The sequence below is a fragment of the Rathayibacter sp. AY1B7 genome (genome assembly GCF_002932735.1).
Lineage (GTDB): Bacteria > Actinomycetota > Actinomycetes > Actinomycetales > Microbacteriaceae > Rathayibacter.
On the sequence record NZ_PSWK01000001.1, the window covers coordinates 75,750 to 99,408 of the forward strand.

A 23,659-nucleotide genomic window follows, 5' to 3' on the forward strand; every position below is an offset into this window, starting at 1 on the left:
TGCCTAGGGTGGAGGAGCGGCCGCCCACCGCGGCCCGGAAGGGACACACATGGACGGGACGACGCCCCCCGGCATTCCCCAGGACGGCACGGACACCGAGAGCCCCGCCGCGCGCACCGCCGCCGACGGCACCGCTGCCGAGCACACCGACTCCGCGCACACCGACTCCGCGACCCCCGCATGGGCCGCCCCCGAGGCCTCCGGCCGCCACGGCGAGGTCGCCCTGCGGATCCGCGGCCTCCGCAAGCGCTTCGGCGACAAGGAGGCCGTGAAGGACATCGACCTCGACGTCCCCGCCGGGTCCTTCTTCGGGCTCGTCGGCCCCAACGGCGCGGGCAAGACGACGACCCTCTCGATGGCCACGGCCCTGCTCCGCCCCGACAGCGGCGTCGTCACGATCCACGAGGTCGACGTCTGGAAGGACACCCTCGAGGCGAAGCGGCTGATCGGCGTCCTCGCCGACGGCGTCAAGCTGTTCGACCGCCTCACCGGTCTCCAGCTCGTCACCTACTACGGCCTGCTCTGCGGGCTCGAGCGCTCCGTCGTCGTCGAGCGGACCGACGACCTCCTCGCCCTGCTCGGCCTCGATCCGGCCGACCGCACGCTCGTCGTGGACTACTCCGCGGGCATGACCAAGAAGATCGCGCTCGCCTGCGCGCTCGTGCGCGCCCCGCGCCTCCTGGTGCTCGACGAGCCGTTCGAGTCGGTCGACCCGGTCTCGGCGGCGAACATCCGCGACATCCTCACCGGCTTCGTCGCGTCGGGCGGCACGGTCATCGTCTCGTCCCACTCCATGGACCTCGTCGAGCGGATGTGCGACCGGGTCGCCGTCATCGCCGACGGCCGCGTGCTCGCCTCCGGCACCCTCGAGGAGGTCCGCGCCGGCTCCAGCCTCGAGGAGCGCTTCGTCGAGCTGGTCGGCGGCCGCACCCACCAGGAGGGACCGGCATGGTTGCGCATCTCCTGAGGCTGCGGCTGCTCCTGCTCCGCAACTCGCTGACGCGGAACGTGTGGCAGCTGATCGGCGTGATCCTCGGCGGTCTCTACGCGATCGCGGTGCTCGGCCTGGTCGCGGCCGGCCTGGTCGCGCTCGGAGGCACGGACCCGGCGTTCGCGAACGTCGCGATCGTCCTCGGCGGATCCGCTCTGATCCTCGGCTGGGTGCTCGGGCCGATCTTCCTGTCCGGCTCCGACCAGAGCCTCGACCTGCCCACCCTCGCGACCTTCCCGATCCCGCTGCGGACCCTCCTCCTCGGGCTCGCCGCCGCGGGCCTCGCGGGCATCCCCGGCGTGGTGACCACGCTCGGGGCGCTCGCCTCCGCGGCTGCCTGGTGGAGCCGTCCGATCGGCATCCTGCCCGGCCTCGTCGCCGCGGTGATCGGCGTCGCGACCTGCGTGGTCGCGTCCCGCCTGATCGGCGCGCTCACCACGGGCCTGGGCTCGAGCCGCCGCTACCGCGAGGTGATCGGCGGCGTCGTGCTCGTCGTCGTCATCCTGCTCGGACCGCTCTTCTTCGGCCTGACCAACGTGATCCGCGACGGCCTGGACGTCCTGCCCGTGATCGCGGGCGCCCTCGGCTGGTCGCCGCTCGGCGCGATCTGGGCCGTCCCCGGATCCGTCGTCTCGGGCGACTGGGTCGCGGCGATCGCGCGCCTGCTGATCGGGCTCGCGACGCTGGCCGTCCTCGTCTGGGCGTGGGCCCGGGCGCTGCGGCACGCGCTCGCGGAGCCCGCCGCGTCCGGCGCGCACTCCGCCTCCGGATCCGCGGGCCTCGGCCTGTTCGGGCGCTTCCCCGGCACCCCGACCGGCGCCGTCGCCGCGCGTGCCCTCGGCTACTGGTGGCGCGACCCGCGCTACAGCCGCGGGCTCCTCGTCATCCCCGCCGTCGTCGTCCTCGCCGTGTTCTACTCCGCGATCGGCAGCGGCGGCGACACCTTCGTGCTGCTCTCGGCCGTGCTCGTCGGCCTGATCTTCGGCGTGACCCTCTGCGCCGACGTGTCGTACGACGGCACCGCCTGGGCGGCGCACGTCAGCTCCGGAGTGACGGGGTCGGCCGACCGCGCCGGTCGCGTCGTCGCCGCCGCGATCATCGGCATCCCAGCCGTGATCGTGGTGGCGGTGGGCACCGCGCTGTACGCGGGACGCGCCGACGCGATTCCGGCCGTGCTGGGCATGGCGCTGGCCCTTGTGCTCAGCGGGTTCGGAGTGTCGAGCGTCGCCTCGTCGCTCGTCGTCTACCCCGTGCCCGGGCCGGGGGACAGCCCGCTGAAGACGCCGCCGGGCTCCGGGATGATCTCGAGCGTCGTGATGCTGGGGAGCATGGCCGCGACCGGTCTGCTGGCGCTCCCGTCGATCGTCCTCGGCGCGATCTCGCTCATCGGCGGCGACCCGGCCTTCGGCCTGATCGGACTGGCGGCCGCCCTCGTGCTGGGCACCGTCTTCGCGCTGGTCGGCATCCGCGTCGGCGGTCGGATCGTCGACCGCCGAGCGCCGGAGCTGTTCGCCGCCCTCGTGACGATCGGCTGACGCGGGTGGCGGGGCGCGGGTGGGCGGTGCCCGCCCGCTCCCCGTCTCCGCCCCGCTCCCCGCCCCCGGTCACCGCCTCCGCGAGTGCGCGGAAGTCGTCGCACTCGAGCTCGAGTGCGACGACTCCTGCACACTCGCGGGAGCCGGCGAGGACCGCGCGCACCCGCGAGTGGCCGCGCGCCCGCGAAGGCCCGCACACGGGAGCCGCGGCAGAATGTGGACATGCGCAGCCTCGAAGTCCTCCTCGATCCGGAGTCGGAGGCTCGCGTCCGCAGCCAGTGGGAGGCGCTCGAGGCGGCCGGCATCCCGAGCCTCGCACTGCACACGTCCGCCAGCAACCGCCCGCACCTCACCCTGGTCGCCGGGCCCGAGCTGACCGCCCCGGAGCCGGGCGCGCTCGGTCCGCTGCCGGCGACGGCCGACCTCGGTGCCGTCCTCCTCTTCCCGCACGCCGGGCGCTTCGTCCTCGCCTGGGGAGTGGTCCGCTCGCCCGCCCTCGACGCTCTGCACGACCGGGCCACGCGCCTCGTGCCGGGCGGCGTCGACACCTCGCTGCCGGACGCCTGGACGCCGCACATCAGCGTCTCGCGCCGCCTCCGCGCCGAGCAACTCGGCGACGCCGTCCCCCTCCTCGGCGAGCCGTTCACCGTCGGCCTCGCGGGCGTCCGCTTCTGGGACGGCGACACCCGCACCCTCACCGACCTCTGATCCGGGCGCCGCAGAAGACCCCCGACCTCCCCGCAGCCGCCTCCCCAGCTCCCTCCCTGCGGCCCTTCTCCACAGTTCCCCGGACCCCCGGGGCGGCGTCGGAGGCGGCGGGTAGAGTTCCCCGGGTGACAGAGCCCACCGCGACAGCCCTCCCCGCCCCGCCGCTCGCCGACCCCTCGGCGGAGTCCCGCGGCGGCGTCCGGAGCGACGCGGCGAGCGGCGCTGCGGGCTCCGGATCCTCCGAGGCGCAGGCGATCCTCGAGAAGGTCTTCGGCTACGGCTCCTTCCGCGGCGAGCAGCAGGCCATCGTCGAGCAGGTCATCGGAGGCGGCGACGCCGTCGTCCTGATGCCCACCGGCGGCGGCAAGTCGCTCTGCTACCAGATCCCCGCCATCGTGCGCCCCGGCACCGGCGTGGTCGTGTCCCCGCTCATCGCGCTGATGCAGGACCAGGTCGACGCCCTCCGCGCGAACGGCGTCCGCGCCGAGTTCCTCAACTCCACCCAGGACGCGGGCGAGCGCAGCCGCGTCGAGCGCGCCTACCTCGACGGCGAGCTCGACCTGCTCTACGTCGCCCCGGAGCGCCTGGGCAACGAGGGCATGAAGCAGTTCCTCGCCCGCGGCCGGATCGCCCTCTTCGCGATCGACGAGGCCCACTGCGTCAGCCAGTGGGGCCACGACTTCCGCCCCGACTACCTCGCACTGGGCGAGCTCGCCGAGCGCTGGCCCGACGTCCCGCGCATCGCCCTCACCGCGACCGCCACCGAGGCGACGCACCGCGAGATCACCTCGCGCCTGCACCTCGGCGCCGCCCGCCACTTCGTCTCGAGCTTCGACCGCCCGAACATCCAGTACCGGATCGTCAACAAGGTCGAGCCGCGCAAGCAGCTGATCGACTTCCTGCGGCGCGAGCACGCGCACGACGCGGGCATCGTCTACGCCCTCTCCCGCAAGAGCGTCGAGGCGACGGCCGAGGCGCTGCGCTCGGCGGGCTTCGACGCCGTCGCGTACCACGCGGGCCTCGACTCGCGGGTGCGCGCCGCCGCCCAGTCGCGGTTCCTCCGCGAGGAGGGCGTCATCGTCTGCGCGACCATCGCCTTCGGCATGGGGATCGACAAGCCGGACGTGCGGTTCGTCGCGCACATCGACCTGCCCAAGTCGGTCGAGGGCTACTACCAGGAGACGGGTCGCGCCGGCCGCGACGGACTGCCGTCCACCGCCTGGCTCGCCTACGGCCTGCAGGACGTGGTGCAGCAGCGCCGGATGATCGACGAGTCGCCGGGAGACCTGGCGCACCGTCGGCGGATGTCCGCGCACCTGGACGCGATGCTCGCGCTCTCCGAGACGGTCCAGTGCCGCCGCGTGAACCTGCTCGCCTACTTCGGCCAGGAGAGCACCGCCTGCGGCAACTGCGACACCTGCCTCGAGCCGCCCGCCTCCTGGGACGGCACGGTCGCGGCGCAGAAGTTCCTGTCGACGGTCGTCCGCCTCAAGCGGGAGCACAACCAGCAGTTCGGCGCCGGTCACATCATCGACGTCCTCCGCGGCAAGACCACGCCGCGCACCACCCAGCACCAGCACGACGGCCTCGCCACCTGGGGCATCGGCGCCGAGCTCAGCGACACCCAGTGGCGCGGAGTCGCTCGCCAGCTCCTCGCGCAGGGCCTTCTCGGCGTGAACGACGACGGCTTCGGCACGCTCGTGCTCACGCCCGCGTCCGGCTCCGTCCTCAGCGGCGAGCGGAAGGTCGAGCTGCGGCAGGAGCCGGAGAAGCCGGCCCGCTCCAGCGGATCCTCCCGCTCCGGACGGTCCACCGTGGCCGAGCTGTCGGGTGAGGCTCAGCCGCTGTTCGAGCGGCTCCGGGAGTGGCGCGCCGCGCAGGCCCGCGCGCAGGCGGTCCCGGCCTACATCGTCTTCAACGACGCGACCCTCCGCGAGATCGCGACCGCCGAGCCGGCGACGATGGACGCGCTCAGCATCATCGGCGGCGTCGGCCAGAAGAAGCTGCTCACCTACGGCGAGGCCGTTCTCGCCGTCGTCGCGGGGGAGAGCCCCGAGATCGCCGTCCCGGAACCCGGTGAGGAGGCTCCCGCTCCCCGCCGCGCGCCGGCCGCCCGTGGCGGGTCGTCCCGCTCGCAAGGGGCGAAGCCCTCGTTCGGCCGCGAGTCGTCCGGTCCGCCGGTGTCCGCCGCTCAGCCGCCGGAGGACGACTGGGTGCCGCCGGACGAGCCCGACTGGGAGCCCGGCTGGGACAGCTACTGATCCGTCGCTGAGGCGCGCGGTTCACCACCCGCGACGGAGGCGGGCGCCGGCGCGGGCGATCGTGTTCCGGGCTCCGCGTCGACGATCGTGCCCACCTCGTCACCGACGCGAGCGTCCTCGGTCCGAGGCGCCGGCGAGCGCCCTCAGCCGTTCGCGCCCGTCGACGCCATCCACCCGCCGAGCAGCGTGCAGCAGAACGACACCGCGAGGCCCGCCACCGGCACCCAGAACGCGATGCGCCGCCGCACCAGCAGCACGATCGAGACGACCAGCGCCGCGAGGAACGGCACCCACACTCCTCCCGCGGCGAGGACCATCCCGCCCTCGATCAGGCCGATGTCGCAGGCGTTCGATCCGCCGCACGAGTCGCTGGCCATCGCGAAGAACAGCCCGAAGAACGACAGCAGCAGCGTCACCGCGGAGGCCACGAGGATCAGCACGATCGTCAGCACCAGGTCCCAGACGCGGACCGGGCGCCGATGCGGCACCCCGGATCCCGGCGCGGCCGGAGGCGCGGGAGGCGCGGCCGCGACGTCCACGGGCGGCGCACCCGGAGTCCGGGGAGGCGCTGCCGCGACGTCCGCGGGCGGCCCGGCCGCCGGGTGTCGGGCGGGCGGAGGGGGAGGCAGCGGCGGCTCGCTCATGCCGAGAGACTAGCGAGGCGGCCTCCGGTGCGGCGTCCCTCCTCCGCAGAAGCAGCCCGCAGGGACAGCCCGTTCAGCACACGGACGAGCCGCCCCCTCCTCCGCTCCCGTCGGCAGGGACAGCCCGTCCAGCGCACAGACGAGGCGCCCCGCCTCCGCCTGGTCGGTTCCGACAACGCGCTTCCGCCTCCGCCCGGCGCCGTTTGTGCCCGGGCGACGGAACGTTTCCGCCGCGCCGCCGCGCGACCTACCGTGCGAGGACCGCCTCCGCTGCCGCGCCCGTCGGCGCACGACGCACCGGGAGCGGCCCGAACCGCAGACGGTCGAAGGGACACGAACACCATGGTCAGCACCGCTCCCCACCCCCGCTCCGCCGCCGACGCCGCCGACCGGGCGGCCACCGGACGCACGCGGGCCCGGCGCTCCCGCTCGGGCTCGATCGCGCCCACGCCGCCGGTGGACTCCCTCGGCTCCGAGGTCGACGCGCGCCTGGACGAGGACGGCGCCCCCTCCGTCGACGTCGCCGCCCTCGGCGAGACCCTCCTCGGCGCCTGGCGCGAGCAGCGCCTCGCCAGCCGCGCCCTGACCGCCCGCCCCGAGCTGCACCGCACCGACGGCCTCCCGATGAAGGAGCACCGCCTCCGCGTCTCGGAGCAGATGCGCGTGCTCGCGGCCGAGGGCGGCGTGCACCGCGCCTTCCCGGTCGACCTCGGCGGCGAGGCCGACCACGGCGGCAACATCGCCGGCTTCGAGGAGCTGGTCACCGCCGACCCCTCCCTGCAGATCAAGTCCGGCGTGCAGTGGGGGCTCTTCGGCGCCGCGGTCCTGCACCTGGGCACCCGCCCGCACCACGAGAAGTGGCTGCCGGGGATCATGAGCCTCGAGATCCCGGGCGCCTTCGCGATGACCGAGACCGGGCACGGCTCCGACGTCGCGTCGATCGCCACGACCGCCACCTACGAGGACGGCGAGTTCGTGCTGCGGACGCCGTTCCGCGCGGCCTGGAAGGACTACCTCGGCAACGCGGCGGTGGACGGGCGCGCGGCGGTCGTCTTCGCGCAGCTGGTCACCCAAGGGGTGAACCACGGCGTCCACGCCTTCTTCGTCCCGATCCGCGACGAGCAGGGCGCGTTCCTGCCCGGCGTCGGCGGGGAGGACGACGGCCTCAAGGGCGGTCTGAACGGGATCGACAACGGCCGCCTCCACTTCGACGGGGTCCGCGTCCCGCGCGAGAACCTGCTGAACCGCTACGGCGACGTCGCCGCCGACGGCACCTACTCCTCGCCGATCGCGAGCCCGGGCCGCCGCTTCTTCACCATGCTCGGCACCCTGGTGCAGGGCCGCGTCTCGCTCGACGGAGCCTCGGTCGCCGCGGCGAAGATCGCGCTGACGGTCGCCGTCACCTACGGCGACCAGCGCCGCCAGTTCACCGGCGGCGGCGAGCGGGAGGAGGTGCTGCTCGACTACCAGCGGCACCAGCGCCGCCTCCTGCCGCGCCTGGCCACCACCTACGCCGCCGCCTTCGCGCACGAGAAGCTGCTGACGGCGTTCGACGAGGTCTTCTCCGGCGCGAACGACACCGAGCAGTCGCGGCAGGACCTCGAGACCCTCGCCGCGGGGCTGAAGGCGCTCTCGACCTGGCACGCTCTCGACACGCTGCAGGAGGCGCGCGAGGCCTGCGGAGGCGCGGGCTTCCTCGCGGAGAACCGGCTCACGCAGCTGCGCGCCGACCTCGACGTGTACGCGACCTTCGAGGGCGACAACACCGTGCTCCTCCAGCTGGTCGCCAAGCGCCTGCTGACCGACGTCGGACGCCGCTTCAAGGGCGCCCAGCCCGCGGAGCTCGCGCGGTACGCCGCCTCGCAGGTCGCGGGGGCGACCGTCGACAACTCGGGTCTGCGCCGTCTGGCCCAGGTCGTCGCCGATCGCGGATCGACGGCCCGCTCGGTCGGCCAGCTGCGGGAGGACCAGCGCGAGCTGCTCACCGGCCGCGTCGAGAGCATGGTCGCGGGGATCGCCTCACGGCTGCGCCCGGCGTCGAAGCTGCCCTCCGACGAGGCGGCCCGCCTGTTCAACGCGCACCAGAGCGAGCTCATCGAGGCGGCGCGCGCCCACGCCGAGCTGCTGCAGTGGGAGGCGTTCACGGAGGCGCTCGCCGGCGTCGAGGACGCGGGCACGCGCACCGTCCTCACCTGGCTCCGCGACCTGTTCGGCCTGGGCCTGATCGAGAAGCACCTCGACTGGTACCTCATCCACGGGCGCCTGTCGTCGCAGCGAGCGGTCGCGGTGACGTCCTACATCGACCGGCTGCTCGCCCGCATCCGCCCGCACGCCGCCGACCTGGTCGCGTCGTTCGGCTACGGGCCCGAGCACGTGCGCGCGGCGATCGCGACCGGCGCCGAGGCGGAGCGCCAGGAGGAGGCGCACGCCTGGTACGAGGCCGCCCGCGCCTCCGGCACCCTCCCCACTCCGGAGAAGCGCCGCTGAGCCCCTCCTCGAGATGCCGCTCCGGTACGCGACACGTCGCGCGAGGCGCACCGGAGTGGCATCCCGTGGCGACAGGACGGGGAGGGGCGCGTCAGGACGCGAGGAACGCCAGCGCCTGGTCGCGCTCGGCGCGCAGCTCGAGCACGGACTCGTCGATCCGCGCGCGGGAGTGCGCGTCGATCTCGAGCCCCTCGATGATCCGCCACTCGCCGTCGACGGAGCGGACCGGGAACGAGGAGATCAGCCCCTCCTCCACCCCGTAGGAGCCGTCCGACTCGACGGCGGCCGAGGTCCACGACGTGCCGTCGACCCAGTCGCGCACGTGATCGATCGCGGCGGAGGCGGCGGACGCGGCCGAGGAGGCTCCGCGGACCTCGATGATCTCGGCGCCGCGCTTGGCGACCCGCGGCTCGAACTCCGTGTGCAGCCACTCCGCGTCGACCAGCTCGGGCACCGGCCGTCCGCCGACGGTGGCGTGCGTCGCGTCGGGGTACTGCGAGGCGGAGTGGTTGCCCCAGATCGCGACGCCCTCGATCGCGTCGACGGGGGCGTCGAGCTTCGCGGCGAGCTGCGCGACCGCCCGGTTGTGGTCGAGGCGCGTCATCGCGGTGAAGCGGCCGGCGGGGATGTCCGGGGCGCTGCGCCGCGCGATCCAGGCGTTGGTGTTGGCCGGGTTGCCGACGACCAGCACGCGGATGTCGGAGGCGGCGTGCGCGTTCAACGCGGCGCCCTGGGGCCCGAAGATGCCCGCGTTCGCGGCGAGCAGGTCGGCGCGCTCCATGCCCGCGCTGCGCGGCCGGGCGCCCACGAGGAGGGCGACGCTCGCGCCGTCGAACGCCGCGGCCGGGTCGTCCGTCGCCTCGATCCCGCGGAGGAGGGGGAAGGCGCCGTCCTGCAGCTCGAGCGCCGTGCCCGCGGCCGCGCGGAGGCCGGAGGGGATCTCGAGCAGGTTCAGGCGGACGGGGACGTCCGGCCCGAGGAGCTGACCCGAGGCGATGCGGAAAAGGAGCGCGTAGCCGATGGCGCCTCCCGCTCCCGTGACCGTGACCGTGACCGGAGTGCGCTGCTGGTTCATGCGCCGAGCGTATTCCCGCCGGCTGGGGGAGGGGGAGGAGTCAGCCGGACGGCGGGCCCTCGGCGGGAGGCGCCGTCGACCCGCGGAGCACGAGCTTGTTGCGCAGCCGCACGTGCTGCTCGGCCACGCTCCCGCCGTCGATCAGCGTCAGGAGCGCCCGGGCGGCCGCGCGCCCCACGCGGTGCAGCGGCTGCCTCACCGTCGTGAGCGCGGGGACCACCCGGGAGGCGTCGGGCACGTCGTCGTAGCCCACGACCGACAGCTGCCCCGGCACCGAGAGGCCCAGCGCCCGGGCCGCCTCGATCACGGCGATGGCGGAGGCGTCGTTCGCGGCGAGGACCGCCGTCGGGCGGTCGGGCAGCAGCAGCAGCTCGTGGGCGGCGGCGAGGGAGGGGTCGTGCCGGTAGTAGCCGACCCGTACGAGCGCGGGGTCGTAGGGGAGGCCGGCGTCCGCGAGCGCCCGCTGGTAGCCGGCGCCGCGCCGGTGCGACGACTCCAGGTCGGGGCGGCCCGCGACGAAGCCGATGCGGCGATGGCCGAGCCCGATCAGGTGGCTCGTCGCCAGCTGCGCTCCGCCGAAGTCGTCGGTCGCCACCGAATGCAGCTCGGTCTGCGCGGTCAGCGGATCCACGACGACGAGCGGCAGGTCCGACGAGGGGATCACGCCGGAGGGAGTCACCAGGATCGCTCCCGCTACGTGCGCCTCGGTGAGGCGCCGCAGGGACTCCTGCTCCCAGCCCGCCCGGCCCCGGCGGCTCGCCCCGCTGCCGGCGAGGAGGTCGAACCGGGTCCCCCGGAGCGCCGTCGCCACTCCCTGCAGCACCTCCGTGCCGAACGGCTCGAAGTCGCCCAGGAGCACGCCGATGACGCCCGAGCGCTCCGCGCACTCCGTCGTCACGACCTCCTGCTCGGCCTCCGCCGTCGCCGCCCCTGCGGACATCCTCGTCCCCTCCCGCCGTCCCCGCCCGGCCGCGGCGGAACGCGGTGATCGCCTCGCTGCGCTGCTCCGGACGGTTGAGAACACGTCCTTGCAATCGGGAATGTTCCCGGTAACATTGCCCGCAAGACTAGCTGAGGGAAAGCTCAGCAGTCGAGAGAGACGAGTGTCGGGCAGCCTTTCTCCCCTCAGTGCTGAGGGGGTCGAGAGCTGGAGCTCGCGTGGCCACGCTGTGGAAGCCGCCGCGCACGAGCCGTCCGCCGCTCTCCGCGCGTCCTGCGCTCCAGGCGCGGCCGAACGCCCCTCGGGCTGCGCCGCGCTCCGTCCTCTCGCGGCCTCGGGCCGCGCCACCACTTCGCGCCGTCCGGCGCTCGACCTGATCGGCGACGATGCCGATCGAGTGAGGAACACCATGTCCACGCGACGCACCCCCCGACCCCTCTGGCTCGTCCGCTCGGGCGCAGCTCTCGCCGGCTGCCTGCTCCTGTCCGGCGTCGCCGCCGCGGCCGCGGCCGCCGACACCGAGTACGGCTCCGACGACGTCGACGTGAACGTCAGCATCGAGGAGCTGGAGCAGCCCGGCGCCCTCTCGATGTCGATCGACGGCACCTCCGCCACGCTCGCCGAGGAGGGCTCCACCCCGACCGTGCGCGCTTTCACGGGGCAGCTGCCCGACGTGACCGTGACGGACACCCGGACCGTCGACGAGATCCCGGCCGGAGCCGGCTGGTACGTCCTCGGCTCGGCGAGCGCCTTCACCGGCGACGCGGACCAGGAGGACATCTCCTCCGACCACCTCGGCTGGACGCCGGTCCTCGTGGACGGCGGCGAGTCGGGCCTCGTGTCCGAGGGCGACCCGGTCGACACGATCCTCGACGAGGGTGCCGACGCCGTGGGCCTGTTCGACCAGGAGCTGCTCGCGCTGTCGCTCGACTCGCAGGAGACCGCGACGGACGGGTCCTGGACCGTGTCCGCGGGCCTCACCCTGAAGACCGAGGCCGACGTCGCCCCCGGCGACTACTCCTCCGTCCTGACGCTGTCGCTGTTCGAATGACCCCGATGCGCGCAGTCGCCTCCACGGCGATCGGCGCCCTCCTCGCGGCGGGCCTGCTCGCCTCCGGCGCGGCTCCGGCGACCGCGGCCGGCGCCTGGTCGCCGAAGGCCTCCTACACGTCGACGGACCGCGGCGACGGCACCTACTCCGTGCCGCTGCTGAACGCCGACGTGCCCGACGTCAGCGTCGAGCGCGTGCCCGCGGCCGAGAACGACGAGGGCCGCGACATCTACTACATGATCAGCACCACGATGCACCTGAGCCCGGGCGCCCCGATCATGAAGTCCTACGACCTCGTCAACTGGGAGATCGTCAACTACGTCTTCGACCGGCTCGAGATCGGCGACCGCTTCTCGCTCCGCAACGGGCAGAACTCCTACGGCAACGGCCAGTGGGCCTCGTCGCTGCGGTACCACGACGGCCGCTACTACGCGGTCTTCAACACCAACAACCTCGGCGGCTCCTACCTCTACTCGACCGACGACATCGAGGACGGAGCCTGGACCCGCACAGCCCTCGGCCGCGCCTTCCACGACCCGTCGCTCTTCTTCGACGACGCGGACGGCGGCACGCCGTACATCTTCTACGGCTCCGGATCCACCAGCGCCGTGAAGCTGAGCGAGGACCTGACGACCGTCGTCGCCGAGTACCCGAACATCCTCCGCACCTCGGACTACCCGGGAGCCGGCTACCTCGGCGGCCTGTTCGAGGGCGCGCAGGTGCAGTACATCGACGGGCAGTACTACATCGTCATCATCACCTGGCCCTCGGGCCAGGGCCGCCAGGTGGCGCTGTTCCGCTCGTCCGAGCTGCTGGGCCGCTACGCGACCGCCGACGGCAGCAACCCCTACGAGGGCAGGGGCGTGCTGAACTCCAGCGGGTTCGCCCAGGGGAGCCTCGTGCCGATCGCGAAGGAGGACGGCTCGACCGCCTGGCACGGCATGTTCTTCCGCGACAGCTTCCCGACCGGCCGCATCCCCGGGCTCATCCCGGCGACGTGGAAGGACGGCTGGCCGACGTTCGGGACGAACGGCTCGGTGCCGGTGGGCGGGAGCTTCCCGAAGCCGATCCGCCTCAGCCCCGAGGAGGAGCTGTTCGAGCGGCAGAAGAGCATCGTCGTCTCGGACGACTTCGACAACGACGCCCCGGCGAAGGCCTACCAGGACGAGTCGTGGACGATCCCGCCCGCGCCCGCCTACGACGCGTCGCTGCTCGGCGTGCAGCTGCTCCAGAACCCGGGAGCGGAGTCGGGGACGGCGCCGTGGGCAGGCCAGTTCGGCGCGACGCTGTCGGCCGACACGACCGACCCGGCGTCCGGCACCGCCGCGCTCCGCGTGGGCACCCGCACGCTCAACGGCTCCGGCCCGAGCCAGGTGCTGGCGAACAAGCTGCAGCGCGGCGTGACCTACACCGTGTCCGCGAAGGTGAAGTACACGACCGGCCCCGCGTCGGTCCGCTTCAACCTCTGCGCCGACTTCGGCGCGGGACCCGTGACGATGGCCTCCGCCGCCGTCACGCAGGGGCAGTGGACGACGATCACGGGGACCTACACGGTGCCCGAGACCGCGAACGTCGGCAGCGTGAAGTTCGCCGTCGAGACGCCGTGGGGCAATCCGCAGCCGGCGTCCTCGAGCACCGAGTACCTGCTCGACGACGTCTCGCTCGTCGGCGCCGCTCCCACCCTCGAGCGCCCGACGGCCGCCGAGATCGAGCCGAACGGCTCGACCCTCGCCCTCCCCTGGCAGTGGAACCACGCCCCCGACAACCGCTACTGGTCGCTGACCGAGCGCGAGGGCTGGCTCCGCCTCACCAACGGGAAGGTGCTCAGCGGAACGGCCGCGCACACGCGTCTCTCGGGCTCGCCCGAGATGACGTACCTGGAGGAGGCGCGCAACACGCTCTCCCAGCGCATCGTGGCTCCGAAGCAGTCGGCGGAGGCGGCGTTCGACGTCTCCGGGATGAAGGACGGCGACGTCGCCGGCCTCGCGGCCTACAACCGCGGCTTCTCCTACGTCGCGGTCAAGCGCGTGGACGGCGTCACCACCGTCGGCGTCGTGAACCGCAGCCAGCCGTTCGCGACCACGTTCGATCAGGCGGCCGTGGAGTCCTTCCTCCCCGGCACCACCGCCGCCCTCGGCGACGCCTCGCAGGTGCGCCTGAAGGCCGACCTCGAGCTCTCGGCCCCGGCCGGACAGCTCTGGACGACCTTCTCGTACAGCCTCGACGGGACGAGCTGGACGAAGCTCGGCAGCCGCGTCGGCCCGCAGACCCTCGACGGTCAGCTCACGCACTTCATGGGCCACCGCCTCGGGCTGTTCAGCTACGCGACGAAGACCGCCGGCGGCCACGTCGACGTCGACGAGTTCCTCCTGAGCGACACCCTCTCCTCGGAGGGGAAGGCGCTCGACCGCTCGCAGCTCGACGCGGCCGTCGCTCACGCGGCGACGCTCCGCTCCGACGACTACCCGGCCGACGCCTGGTCCGACCTCCAGTCGGTCCTCGCGAAGGCGCAGGCGGTCGGTACCGCGGGAACGCAGAACCAGATCGACGCCCCGGAGCGCGCGCTCAGCTACCAGCTGGCCCGCCTCGGGACGCTGAAGGAGGCGTCGCTCGATGTGACCGCCGCCGCCGCGACCCGCTGCATTGCGGGGAAGGTCGTCGTGACCGTGCGGGCGACCAACGCCGACGACGTGCCCGTCGCCCTCCGGATGGAGAGAGCCTCCGGCACGAAGACGGTCGCCGCGCTCGCACCCGGCGCCACGACGAGCCACGCCTTCACCACGCGGGCGGCCTCGGTCCCCGCCGCCGAGGTGGTCGTGACCGCGACCGCCACCCTCGACGGCGAGCCGGTGACGACCACGGTGAGAGCGCCCCACCCGGCCGCGTCCTGCGGCTGAGCACTCCGGGGGCGGCCCGCGCGGCCGCCCCCGCCCCCGAACGCGTCAGCGGCACCCGTCGCCGACGATCTCCTGCACGACACGATCAAGGAGGATCCGTGAGATCACCACAACGAGAAGCCGCTCCGAAGGGGCGGTTGCGGCTGAGGCTGCTGGCCACGGCCGCGCTGACCGCGCTCCTGGTGGCACCCTTCGCCGCCCAGACCTCGTCCGCCGCTGAGGCGGAGCTCGTCGTCAACGGCGGCTTCGAGAGCGGCATCAGCAGCTGGTTCGTCAACAACGGCAACGCCGCCGACGCCGGCACCATCGCGACGACCACGGATGCGCGCACCGGCACCGCCGCAGCGCTCGTCACCGGCCGCACGACCACCGGCGCGGGCGCCATGCAGGACCTCAGCGGCAAGGTCGTCGCCGGCCAGACCTACCAGGTCAAGGCGCAGATCAAGTACGAGAACGCCGCGAGCCCCGCGACCAAGCAGTTCTTCGCCACCATGCACTACGGCGGAGGCACCTACACGAACCTCGCGAGCGTCACCGCCACGAAGGGGCAGTGGGCGACGATCAACGGATCGTTCACCATCCCCGCCGGGCAGAGCGTCGCGACCGCGCGCCTCTTCTTCGAGACGCCGTGGACCGCGACTCCCTCGGCCGCGCCCGAGACGCACCTCATGGACTACAAGCTCGACGACGTCTCGCTGGTCGGAGCGGCGCCGCCCGGGCCCGCCTCGCGCACCATCGAGGTCGTGGGCAAGATCCCGGGCGACCACAACCCGCTCATGGGCTGGAAGTTCGGCGCCGACGGCTTCGGCTTCGTCGAGAACGGCCGCGTGTACATGTACATGACGAACGACACCCAGGGCTACGCTCCGAACCCCGCCACGGGCGTCTCGGCGGGCATCGACTACGGCAAGATCAACCAGATCACCGTGATCTCCTCGGACGACCTCGTCAACTGGACCGACCACGGCGAGATCCAGGTCGCCGGCTCCACCGGAGTCGCGCCCTACACCGGCAACTCGTGGGCTCCCGGCATGGCGAAGAAGACCGTGAACGGCGTCGACAAGTACTTCCTCTACTACGCCAACGGCGGCGGCTCCAGCAACGTGATCACCGGCGACTCGCCGGTGGGTCCGTGGACCAGCCAGCGCACCTCCACGCTCATCAACGCGTCCACCCCGGGCGCCGAGGCGGTCGCGTGGAAGTTCGACCCGGCACCGCTCGTCGACGACGACGGCCAGGGCTACCTGTTCTTCGGAGGCGGACCCGCCTCGACCGCGCTCCCCGCGGCCGAGCGCTTCAACAACCCGAAGAACATCCGCGTGATCGAGCTCGGCGACGACATGATCTCGACCCAGGGCACTTCCGCCGTCGTGGACGCGCCCGTCGCGTTCGAGGCGGCCCAGGTGTTCAAGCGCCAGGACAAGTACTACCTCTCGTACTCGTCCCACTTCGGCGGCAACGACTTCGGCGGCAACCAGACCCGCGAGCCCGGCTACCCGGGCGGCGGCGAGATCGGCTACATGATCTCGGACGACCCGATGTCCTGGCCCAAGGAGAACTACGCCGGCGTGATGTTCCCGAACCAGAGCCGCTTCTTCGGAGCCGGCACCGGCGGCAACAACCACCAGTCGGTCTTCGAGCTGGGCGGCAAGTACTACTTCACCTACCACGCGCCGACGCTCAACAAGCGGATCAACGGCGACACCACCCAGGGGTACCGCAGCCCGCACATCCAGGAGCTGCAGTTCAACGCCGACGGCACGGTGCAGCAGGTGGTCGGCGACTACAAGGGCGTCGACCAGGTGAAGGACTTCGATCCGTACCGCACCTTCCCGGCCGAGACCATCGGCTGGAGCAAGGGCATCGCGACGGCGCCGCTCGGCACCCCCGCCGCGGGCGCGACGCAGAACCTCGTGCTGAAGGACCTCGACAACGGCGACTGGACCGCGCTGTCGGCCGTCGACTTCGGGGACACCGGAGCCGCGACGTTCACCGCGAAGGCCAAGGCGCTGCAGGCCGGCGGCACCGTCACCGTCCGCCTCGACTCCGAGACCGGGCCCGTCGCGGGCACCGTCGCGGTGAACGGGACGACCGGTGAGTGGACCGACGTCAGCGCCGCGCTGACCGGAGCGACCGGAGTGCACGACGTGTTCTTCAGCTACTCCGGACCCTCCGGCGACCTGTTCGAGCTCGACACCTTCGCCTTCACCGAGGGCGAGGCGGCTCCGGCGCTCGACATCACGGCGAGCGCGGCGACCCGCTGCATCGCGGGCAAGGCGATCGTCACCGTCCAGGCGAGCAACGGCTCCGACGTCCCCGTCGGCGTGACCTTCACGTCGACGTCCGGCACGAAGTCGTTCACCTCGGTGGCGCCCGGCAAGACCGTGTCGCACGCCTTCACCACCCGTCAGGCGAACCTGCCCGCCGGTGCGGTGACCGTCGAGGCCACGGCCACGATGAACGGCGCCCCCGTCGAGACGGAGGTGAGCGCTCCGTACGCGGCGCGCCCGTGCTCGTAGCGCACGGCTGAACCATCGGGGAGCGCCCCCGGCCCTGCGGGGCCGGGGGCGCTCCTGCGCGTGCGGGGATCTCGATGCGCCCCTCCGGGGCCGCTCGATCAGCATGTGCCGGCCGCGCAGCGGGGTGATGAGACCCCGCTGGATCAGCGGCTGTCGGCCAGGCGCATCGTTCCGCCGGCCTGGGCGGCGAAGGCGCGGGCGGTCGCCGCGATGGTGCGCTGCATGACCCGCGCCGCGGCGGTCGGCGCGAGGTCCGCCGGGCGCGCGAGGCTGATCGTCCGGGTCAGCGTGGGCTTCTCGAGCGTCGGCTCCTCGAGGCGGATCGAGCGCAGCCCCGGGCGCCCCTGCAGCACCATCGCCGGGACGACCGCGACGCCGAGGCCCCGCTCGGCGAAGCGCAGCACCGCGTCCATCTCGGCGCCCTCCAGCACCACGTCCGGCTCCAGGCCCGCGGCGGCGAACGCGGCGTCGGTCGTGCGGCGCAGGTCGTAGCTGGAGTTGAAGACGATCTGCGGGAGGCGGGCGACCGCCGCCAGGTCGAGCGCGCCGGTCGCGGCGAGGGGAGGCTCCGCAGCGGAGGAGACCACGACGAGCTCCTCGACGAGCAGCGGGGTCACCGTGAAGGCGCCGGGAGCGGCCGCGGTCGAGGTCGTCACCAGCGCCAGGTCGAGCTCGCCCCGGGCCAGCCGGTCGAAGAGGCTCCGCGACCCGTCCTCGGCGAGGTGCAGCTCCACGGCGGGATGCGCGGAGTGGAAGGCGTGCAGCACCTCCGCGACGAGGCTGATGCAGAGCGTCGGCGTCGCGCCGAACCGTACCCGGCCGCGCTCGAGCCCGGCCAGCTCGGCCAGCTCGCGGCGCACCGATCCGGCGTCGGCGAGCATGCGCCGGGCGAGCGGCAGCAGCAGCTCGCCGGCCGGTGTGAGGGTGCTGCCGGAGCGCGCCCGGTGGAAGAGCTCGGAGCCGAGGTCCTGCTCCAGCGCGGCGATCCGGCGGCTCAGCGAGGGCTGCGCGAGATGCAGCTCCTCGGCGGCGCGGGTGAAGCTGCCGAGGCGGGCGACCTCGACGAATCCGGTGAGCTGCTCGAGATCCACGTGCATACCCTAAGCGCATGGCCGTGCCCAGCATTATGCATTGGAGTAATCGAAGCGCCGTGCCTAGCGTGGACGCATGACCACTTCAGAGACCACCGCACCGGAGCGCCGGATCTCCACCTCCGTCCTCGTCATCGGCACCGGCGGATCGGGCCTGCGCGCCGCGATCGAGCTCGCCGAGGCGGGCGTCGACGTCCTCGCGCTCGGCAAGCGCTCGAAGTCGGACGCGCACACCTCCCTCGCCGCCGGCGGCATCAACGCCGCCCTCGCCACGATGGACCCCGACGACAGCTGGCAGCAGCACGCGGCCGACACCATCACCGAGTCCTACCAGCTCGCCAACCCGCACACGGTCGAGATCGTCACCTCCAACGCCGCCCGCGGCATCCAGGACCTCGAGCGCTACGGCATGCCGTTCGCCCGCGAGGACGACGGCCGCATCTCGCAGCGCTTCTTCGGCGCGCACACCTACCGCCGGACCGCCTTCGCGGGCGACTACACCGGCCTCGAGATCCAGCGCACGCTCGTCAACCGGGCCGCCCAGCTCGAGATCCCGATCCTGGACACCGTGTACGTCACCCGCATCCTCGTCAACGAGGACGGAGCAGTGTTCGGCGCCTACGGCTTCGACCTCGTCGACGGCACCCGCTACCTGATCCATGCGGATGCGGTGATCCTCGCCGCGGGCGGCCACAACCGCATCTGGCGCCGCACCTCCTCCCGCCGGGACGAGAACACGGGCGACTCGTTCCGCCTGGCTGTCGAGGCCGGCGGGCGGCTGCGCGACCCGGAGCTGGTCCAGTTCCACCCGTCGGGCATCATCGAGCCCGAGAACGCGGCGGGCACGCTGATCTCCGAGGCGGCCCGCGGCGAGGGCGGCATCCTCCGCAACGGCCTCGGCGAGCGCTTCATGGGCAAGTACGACGCCGAGCGCCTCGAGCTCTCGACCCGCGACCGCGTCGCCCTCGCCTGCTACACCGAGATCAAGGAGGGTCGCGGCACGCCGAACGGCGGGGTCTGGCTCGACGTCTCGCACCTGCCGCGCGAGACGATCATGACCCGGCTGCCGCGGGTGTACCAGACGATGCTCGAGCTGCAGATGCTCGACATCACGAAGGACCCGATCGAGATCGCGCCCACGGCGCACTACTCGATGGGCGGGGTCTGGGTGCGCTCGGACGACCACAGCACCGACGTCCCCGGGCTCTACGCGATCGGAGAGGCCTCCAGTGGACTGCACGGCGCCAACCGCCTCGGCGGCAACTCGCTGATCGAGCTGCTGGTCTTCGGCCGGATCGTCGGGCAGGCGGCGGCGGAGTACTCCGCCTCACTGACCGCCCAGACCCGCTCGGCCGCGTCCGTCCAGGTCGCCCGCGACGAGATCGCCGGCCTGCTCGCGGCCGACGGCACCGAGAACGTCCGCGCCCTGCAGCGCGCGATCCGCAACACGATGACCGAGCACGCCGGAGTCGTCCGCGACGAGGAGGGCCTGCTCGCCGGGCTCGCCGAGCTGGACGCGATCGAGGCGCGCATCGCCGACATCGGCGTGCACCCGGACATCGCCGGCTTCCAGGACCTCGCCCACGCCTTCGACCTCAAGTCGGCCGCGATGGCCGCGCGTGCCACCCTCGAGGCAGCGCTCGAGCGCCGGGAGAGCCGCGGCTGCCACAACCGCAGCGACTACCCGGACATCGACCCGGCCCTCCAGGTGAACCTCGTCTGGTCGCCCTCCACGGGGATCACGCGCGAGGAGATCCCCGCGGTGCCGGAGGAGATCCAGGCGCTGATCAGCGGCGAGGTCGCCACCGCGGGCAAGCTGCTCGAGTAGCAGGATCCGCGAGGGCACGACGCCGGCTCCCTTCCGAGGGGCCGGCGTCGCGCTGTGCGCGGCGCTCGCCGCCCCGCCCGGATCTGCACCGCCGGTTCGTCGGCGCTTCGGATGCCTCCGGTGAGGCCGCGGCGCCGACGGAGCACACGTCCAGGAGGAGCGGAAGATACCGCGAGGGCGGCGGCGCCCGCGTCCGCGCGGGAGGCGGCAGCGCATCCCCGCCGGACGCCCGGCCCCTCTCGACTCGCCGACGGCGCGGTCCTACAGTGGCTGCGACGACCCTCGACTCCCGCCGCGGGACCGACGGCGCCGTCGCGAGCGGAGGGAAGCCGTGTCCTCGACCGCTCCCGTGCCCGGACCCGCCGTCGACGCCTCGACGAGGCTCCGCGACTTCCACCAGATCCTCCTCAACACCGCCGTCGCGAACGTGACGACGAGCTTCCTCTGGTTCGCGCTCACGTTCTGGGTGTACCTCGAGACGCGCTCCGTCCTGGCGACAGGGATCATCGGCGGCGCCTACATGCTGCTCGTCGCGGTCTTCGCGATGGCCTTCGGCACGATCGTGGACCGGCACCGCAAGTTCCGCGTCATGGTGTTCGCCGGCGCGGTCACACTCGTGTCGTTCGGCGTCGCGGGCGGTCTCTTCCTCGCGCTGCCCGAGGCGGCGCTCCTGGACTTCCGCGCCCCCTGGTTCTGGGTGTTCTCGGGCACGATCCTCTTCGGCGCCGTCATCGAGAACATGCGCAACATCGCCCTGTCCACGACGGTGACCCTGCTGGTCCCGGTGGAGGGGCACGCCCGCGCGAACGGCCTCGTCGGGACGGTCCAGGGCCTCGCCTTCGTGGTGACGAGCGTCTTCAGCGGGCTCGCCATCGGCCTGCTCGGCATGGGGTGGACGCTGGTGATCGCGATCGGCCTCTCCGCCGCCGCGCTCCTGCACCTCCTCTTCCTGCGCATCCCGGAGGACCGGCCCGCGCCGACGGGGGAGAGGGCGCCGCTGATCGATCTCCGCGGCAGCATCACCGCGGTGCGGGCGGCGACCGGGCTGTTCGCGCTCATCGTCTTCTCGACGTTCAACAACCTGATCGGCGGCGTCTACATGGCGCTGATGGACCCGTACGGCCTCGAGCTGTTCCCGGTCGAGCTGTGGGGCGTGGTGCTCGGAGTGACGGCGACCGGTTTCGTCATCGGCGGTCTGCTCGTCGCGAGGTTCGGTCTCGGGAGGAACCCGATCCGGACGATGCTGCTGCTCGTGATGGCGATGGGCCTGATCGGCGCGGTCTTCACCCTCCGCGACTGGTGGTGGCTCTACGCCGGCGGCATCTGGATCTACATGACCCTGATCCCGGCGGTCGAGGCCGCCGAGCAGACGGTGATCCAGAAGGTCGTCCCCTTCGAGACCCAGGGGCGCGTCTTCGGCTTCGCGGCGGCGTTCGAGTCGGCCGCCGCTCCGATCACGTCGTTCCTCATCGCCCCGATCGCCGAGTTCGCGCTCATCCCGTACATGGAGTCGCCGGCCGGGCGCTCGGCGTTCGGCGGGCTGCTCGGCGACGGCATCGGCCGGGGGATCGCGCTGGTGTTCCTGGTCGGCGGAGTCGTCATGATCATCGCGGCCGGCGCGGCGATGCTCACCCGCTCCTACCGCGTCATGTCGGCGCAGTACCTGCGGGAGGCCGCGGCGAGCGGGGAGGCGGAGCCCGTCGGCACGGAGGCGCCGGAGACGCACCGGACCGCGCCGAGCACCGTCGAGCAGAACCGCTAGCGCCCGCAGACGCCGCCCGTCATGCGCCTCCGGGGGGTCCGGCGGACCGGACGGCGCCGACACGAGGAAGACGTGCCGGACGCCCCCTCCCCAGGGTGCGGCGTCCGGCACGTCGGCTGCGACCACCCGGTCGAGGGGCCCTCCTCGACTCCCGAGCGCTCCGCTGCCCCGCGCCTCCGGAGGGAGACATCGGGGCATGCGGCGCCGGCGGGGGGGGAGGGCTCTGGTTCCCCGCCCCGCCGGCGCCGGCCGCCCGCGAGGGGCGGCGAGGATGCTCGTTCGGGCGTGCCTCGAGTGACGGCTACATGCCGTCACTGAGCATGGACTGCACCAGCTTCACGTGGCGCTCGAGGTTCAGCTGGCTGAACTCGCTGTTGTAGTTGAGGCCGTAGTTCAAGATGTGACCCGGGGTGCACTGGATTGTCGCGTCCGGTCCGTCCCAGGTGCGCAGCAGTGCCAGGGCCGAGTCCCAGCTGCTGTTCTCGCAGTTCGTGTTGAAGGTGGTCGACGTGCCCAAGCCCACGGTGTGCGAGATCTCGTGCATGGCGGTGCCCTCCACCATGTAGACGCGCTCCTTGCCGAAGCGGATCTGGCCGTAGATGTTCGCATCGGCCGTCGGGGTTCCGGGGCTGTACGAGACGGTCAGGGAGCGGGAGATGTTGCTGAGGCGGTTGTAGCGCGCCACGGCGCGGTCCATCGCGTCGGTGATGCGGGCGTAGGCGTCGGCCTCGTCCGCGGTCGGGCTCGCGACGCGGTTCAGCGTCCAGGTGATCTTCTGCACGGTCGGATCGGTCAGTGCCCAGCGCTGGGCCTTGGAGCCGGTGCAGGTCCACTGCTGAATGGGGGAGCCGTCGATCTGGCGGAAGTCCTTGTTGTCGAGGCAGAGGTCGCTGTGCCGATTGGCGATCTCGGCGTAGCCTCCGCCGACGGAGGTGATCCGCCACTGCTGGGCGGTGCTTCCGTTGCAGCTCCACTGCCGCACCTCCGAGCCCGGAGTGGTGCCGAAGTCGAAGTTGTCGAGGCAGAGGTTGCTGAAGGTGTTCTTGATCTCGGCGTAGCCGGTGCCGAGGTCGGTGACCTGCCAGCGCTGGTTGCTCCCCTCGGTGCAGCTCCACTGCCGCACCTCGGCTCCGGGCTGAGTGCCGAAGTCGAAGTCGTCGAGACACATGCTGCTGTGCTGGTTGCGGATCTCCTGCGCCGATCCGAGGCCGGCCGGGGCGGTGGCTGCAGAGGCGGGCGAGCTGATGCCGAAGGTCGTGATGCCGACGACGGCCGCGATCAGGGCGCCGATCAGGCGCTTGGAGGGGTGGGACTTCGTTGTCCGGGACATGGGTGCCTTTCACAGACATCCGGCGTCCCCGAAGGGACGCGGATGAGGGTCGCAGGAAGGAGCCGTGTCCGAAGGGATCGGAGCACGGCAGAGGATGCGCCGGAGCGACCGGGATGGTGATCCGGTCGTCCCGCCGCGGGACGCGTCAGCGCCGACGCTCCGAGTGGGATGGGAAGCTGATCACGACCTGCATGTTGACGTGGACAACCATCGACCGGTCGCGGAGCCGGTGTCAAGTGCCGGTCTCGAGCGGGTCCGGTCCGAGCCCCGCCGGGCGAGGGTGATCCGTCCACGCCGATCCCCGTGCTCGCAGGGAGAGAGCGCTCACACCCGCCTACGCTGCGGCATCGCCCGGGAATCCGCCATTGTTACCGTTAACAAAAGTCGGTACGGTGTCACCTGAAGTGGGCAAGCGCGTCCTCGCGCCTCGCGTCCCACTCCGACCGGTTCGAAGGCGAACCTGAGAGGAACGTCGATGATGACGACAGCACCACCCTCCCGCCGCACCCTCCCGCCGCAGGCCCACGCCCGGCCCCGATG

15 protein-coding genes are annotated in these 23,659 nt (G+C 72.7%); 10 read left to right on the top strand and 5 right to left on the bottom strand.

What is annotated here, in order from left to right:
• Positions 1-49 precede the first annotated feature (49 nt).
• From C5C95_RS00315 to recQ, 4 genes are all read left to right on the top strand, one after another.
• Positions 50-967: an ABC transporter ATP-binding protein gene (locus C5C95_RS00315; RefSeq protein WP_104225053.1), complete on the top strand. Its 918-nt coding sequence runs from the start codon at positions 50-52 to the stop codon at positions 965-967.
• Positions 949-2,526 carry a transporter gene (locus tag C5C95_RS00320; RefSeq protein ID WP_104323545.1) on the top strand — a complete coding sequence of 526 codons (1,578 nt, stop codon included), beginning with the start codon at positions 949-951 and terminating at the stop codon, positions 2,524-2,526. Before C5C95_RS00315 ends, C5C95_RS00320 begins: the two co-directional genes overlap by 19 nt.
• 222 nt (positions 2,527-2,748) lie before the next feature.
• Positions 2,749-3,234, top strand: a complete 486-nt coding sequence (locus tag C5C95_RS00325; RefSeq protein ID WP_104226039.1) for a 2'-5' RNA ligase family protein — start codon at positions 2,749-2,751, stop codon at positions 3,232-3,234.
• Between the two features lie 125 nt (positions 3,235-3,359).
• Positions 3,360-5,495 carry a DNA helicase RecQ gene (gene recQ, locus C5C95_RS00330; protein ID WP_104323546.1) on the top strand — a complete coding sequence of 712 codons (2,136 nt, stop codon included), beginning with the start codon at positions 3,360-3,362 and terminating at the stop codon, positions 5,493-5,495.
• A gap of 143 nt (positions 5,496-5,638) precedes the next feature.
• Here recQ and C5C95_RS00335 read toward each other — a convergent pair whose 3' ends face one another.
• The gene (locus tag C5C95_RS00335) at positions 5,639-6,139 is read right to left on the bottom strand and encodes a DUF6264 family protein (RefSeq protein WP_219813061.1); all 501 of its coding nucleotides are present in this window, start codon (positions 6,137-6,139) and stop codon (positions 5,639-5,641) included.
• 342 nt (positions 6,140-6,481) lie between these two features.
• Between C5C95_RS00335 and C5C95_RS00340 the strand changes: the two genes are divergently transcribed.
• Positions 6,482-8,626, top strand: a complete 2,145-nt coding sequence (locus tag C5C95_RS00340; protein ID WP_104261146.1) for an acyl-CoA dehydrogenase — start codon at positions 6,482-6,484, stop codon at positions 8,624-8,626.
• Positions 8,627-8,717: 91 nt separating this feature from the next.
• Here the strand turns inward: C5C95_RS00340 and C5C95_RS00345 are convergent, their stop codons facing one another.
• The gene (locus C5C95_RS00345) at positions 8,718-9,701 is read right to left on the bottom strand and encodes a malate dehydrogenase (RefSeq protein ID WP_104224379.1); all 984 of its coding nucleotides are present in this window, start codon (positions 9,699-9,701) and stop codon (positions 8,718-8,720) included.
• Between the two features lie 40 nt (positions 9,702-9,741).
• Positions 9,742-10,641, bottom strand: coding sequence for a LacI family DNA-binding transcriptional regulator (locus C5C95_RS00350; RefSeq protein WP_104226034.1), 900 nt, complete (start codon positions 10,639-10,641; stop codon positions 9,742-9,744).
• A 409-nt stretch (positions 10,642-11,050) separates the two neighbouring features.
• On the opposite strand from C5C95_RS00350, the gene C5C95_RS00355 reads away from it, so the two are divergent.
• From C5C95_RS00355 to C5C95_RS00365, 3 genes are all read left to right on the top strand, one after another.
• Complete coding sequence (locus C5C95_RS00355; RefSeq protein WP_104233676.1) at positions 11,051-11,692, top strand: hypothetical protein; 642 nt, start codon at positions 11,051-11,053, stop codon at positions 11,690-11,692.
• A 5-nt stretch (positions 11,693-11,697) separates the two neighbouring features.
• Positions 11,698-14,589, top strand: coding sequence for a family 43 glycosylhydrolase (locus C5C95_RS00360; protein WP_258072598.1), 2,892 nt, complete (start codon positions 11,698-11,700; stop codon positions 14,587-14,589).
• Between the two features lie 98 nt (positions 14,590-14,687).
• Positions 14,688-17,108 carry a family 43 glycosylhydrolase gene (locus tag C5C95_RS00365; RefSeq protein ID WP_219814729.1) on the top strand — a complete coding sequence of 807 codons (2,421 nt, stop codon included), beginning with the start codon at positions 14,688-14,690 and terminating at the stop codon, positions 17,106-17,108.
• 143 nt (positions 17,109-17,251) lie between these two features.
• On the opposite strand, the gene C5C95_RS00370 is transcribed toward C5C95_RS00365, so the two are convergent.
• On the bottom strand, positions 17,252-18,205 hold the full coding sequence (locus C5C95_RS00370) for a LysR family transcriptional regulator (RefSeq protein WP_104314433.1): 954 nt from the start codon (positions 18,203-18,205) through the stop codon (positions 17,252-17,254).
• 70 nt (positions 18,206-18,275) lie between these two features.
• On the opposite strand from C5C95_RS00370, the gene C5C95_RS00375 reads away from it, so the two are divergent.
• Both C5C95_RS00375 and C5C95_RS00380 read left to right on the top strand, forming a co-directional pair.
• Positions 18,276-20,027 (top strand): L-aspartate oxidase, encoded by a 1,752-nt coding sequence (locus C5C95_RS00375; protein WP_104224384.1) that lies wholly within the window; start codon positions 18,276-18,278, stop codon positions 20,025-20,027.
• Positions 20,028-20,358: 331 nt separating this feature from the next.
• Positions 20,359-21,789 (top strand): MFS transporter, encoded by a 1,431-nt coding sequence (locus C5C95_RS00380; RefSeq protein WP_104224388.1) that lies wholly within the window; start codon positions 20,359-20,361, stop codon positions 21,787-21,789.
• A 301-nt stretch (positions 21,790-22,090) separates the two neighbouring features.
• Here C5C95_RS00380 and C5C95_RS00385 read toward each other — a convergent pair whose 3' ends face one another.
• Positions 22,091-23,119 (bottom strand): RICIN domain-containing protein, encoded by a 1,029-nt coding sequence (locus tag C5C95_RS00385; RefSeq protein ID WP_104323549.1) that lies wholly within the window; start codon positions 23,117-23,119, stop codon positions 22,091-22,093.
• Positions 23,120-23,659: the final 540 nt, after the last annotated feature.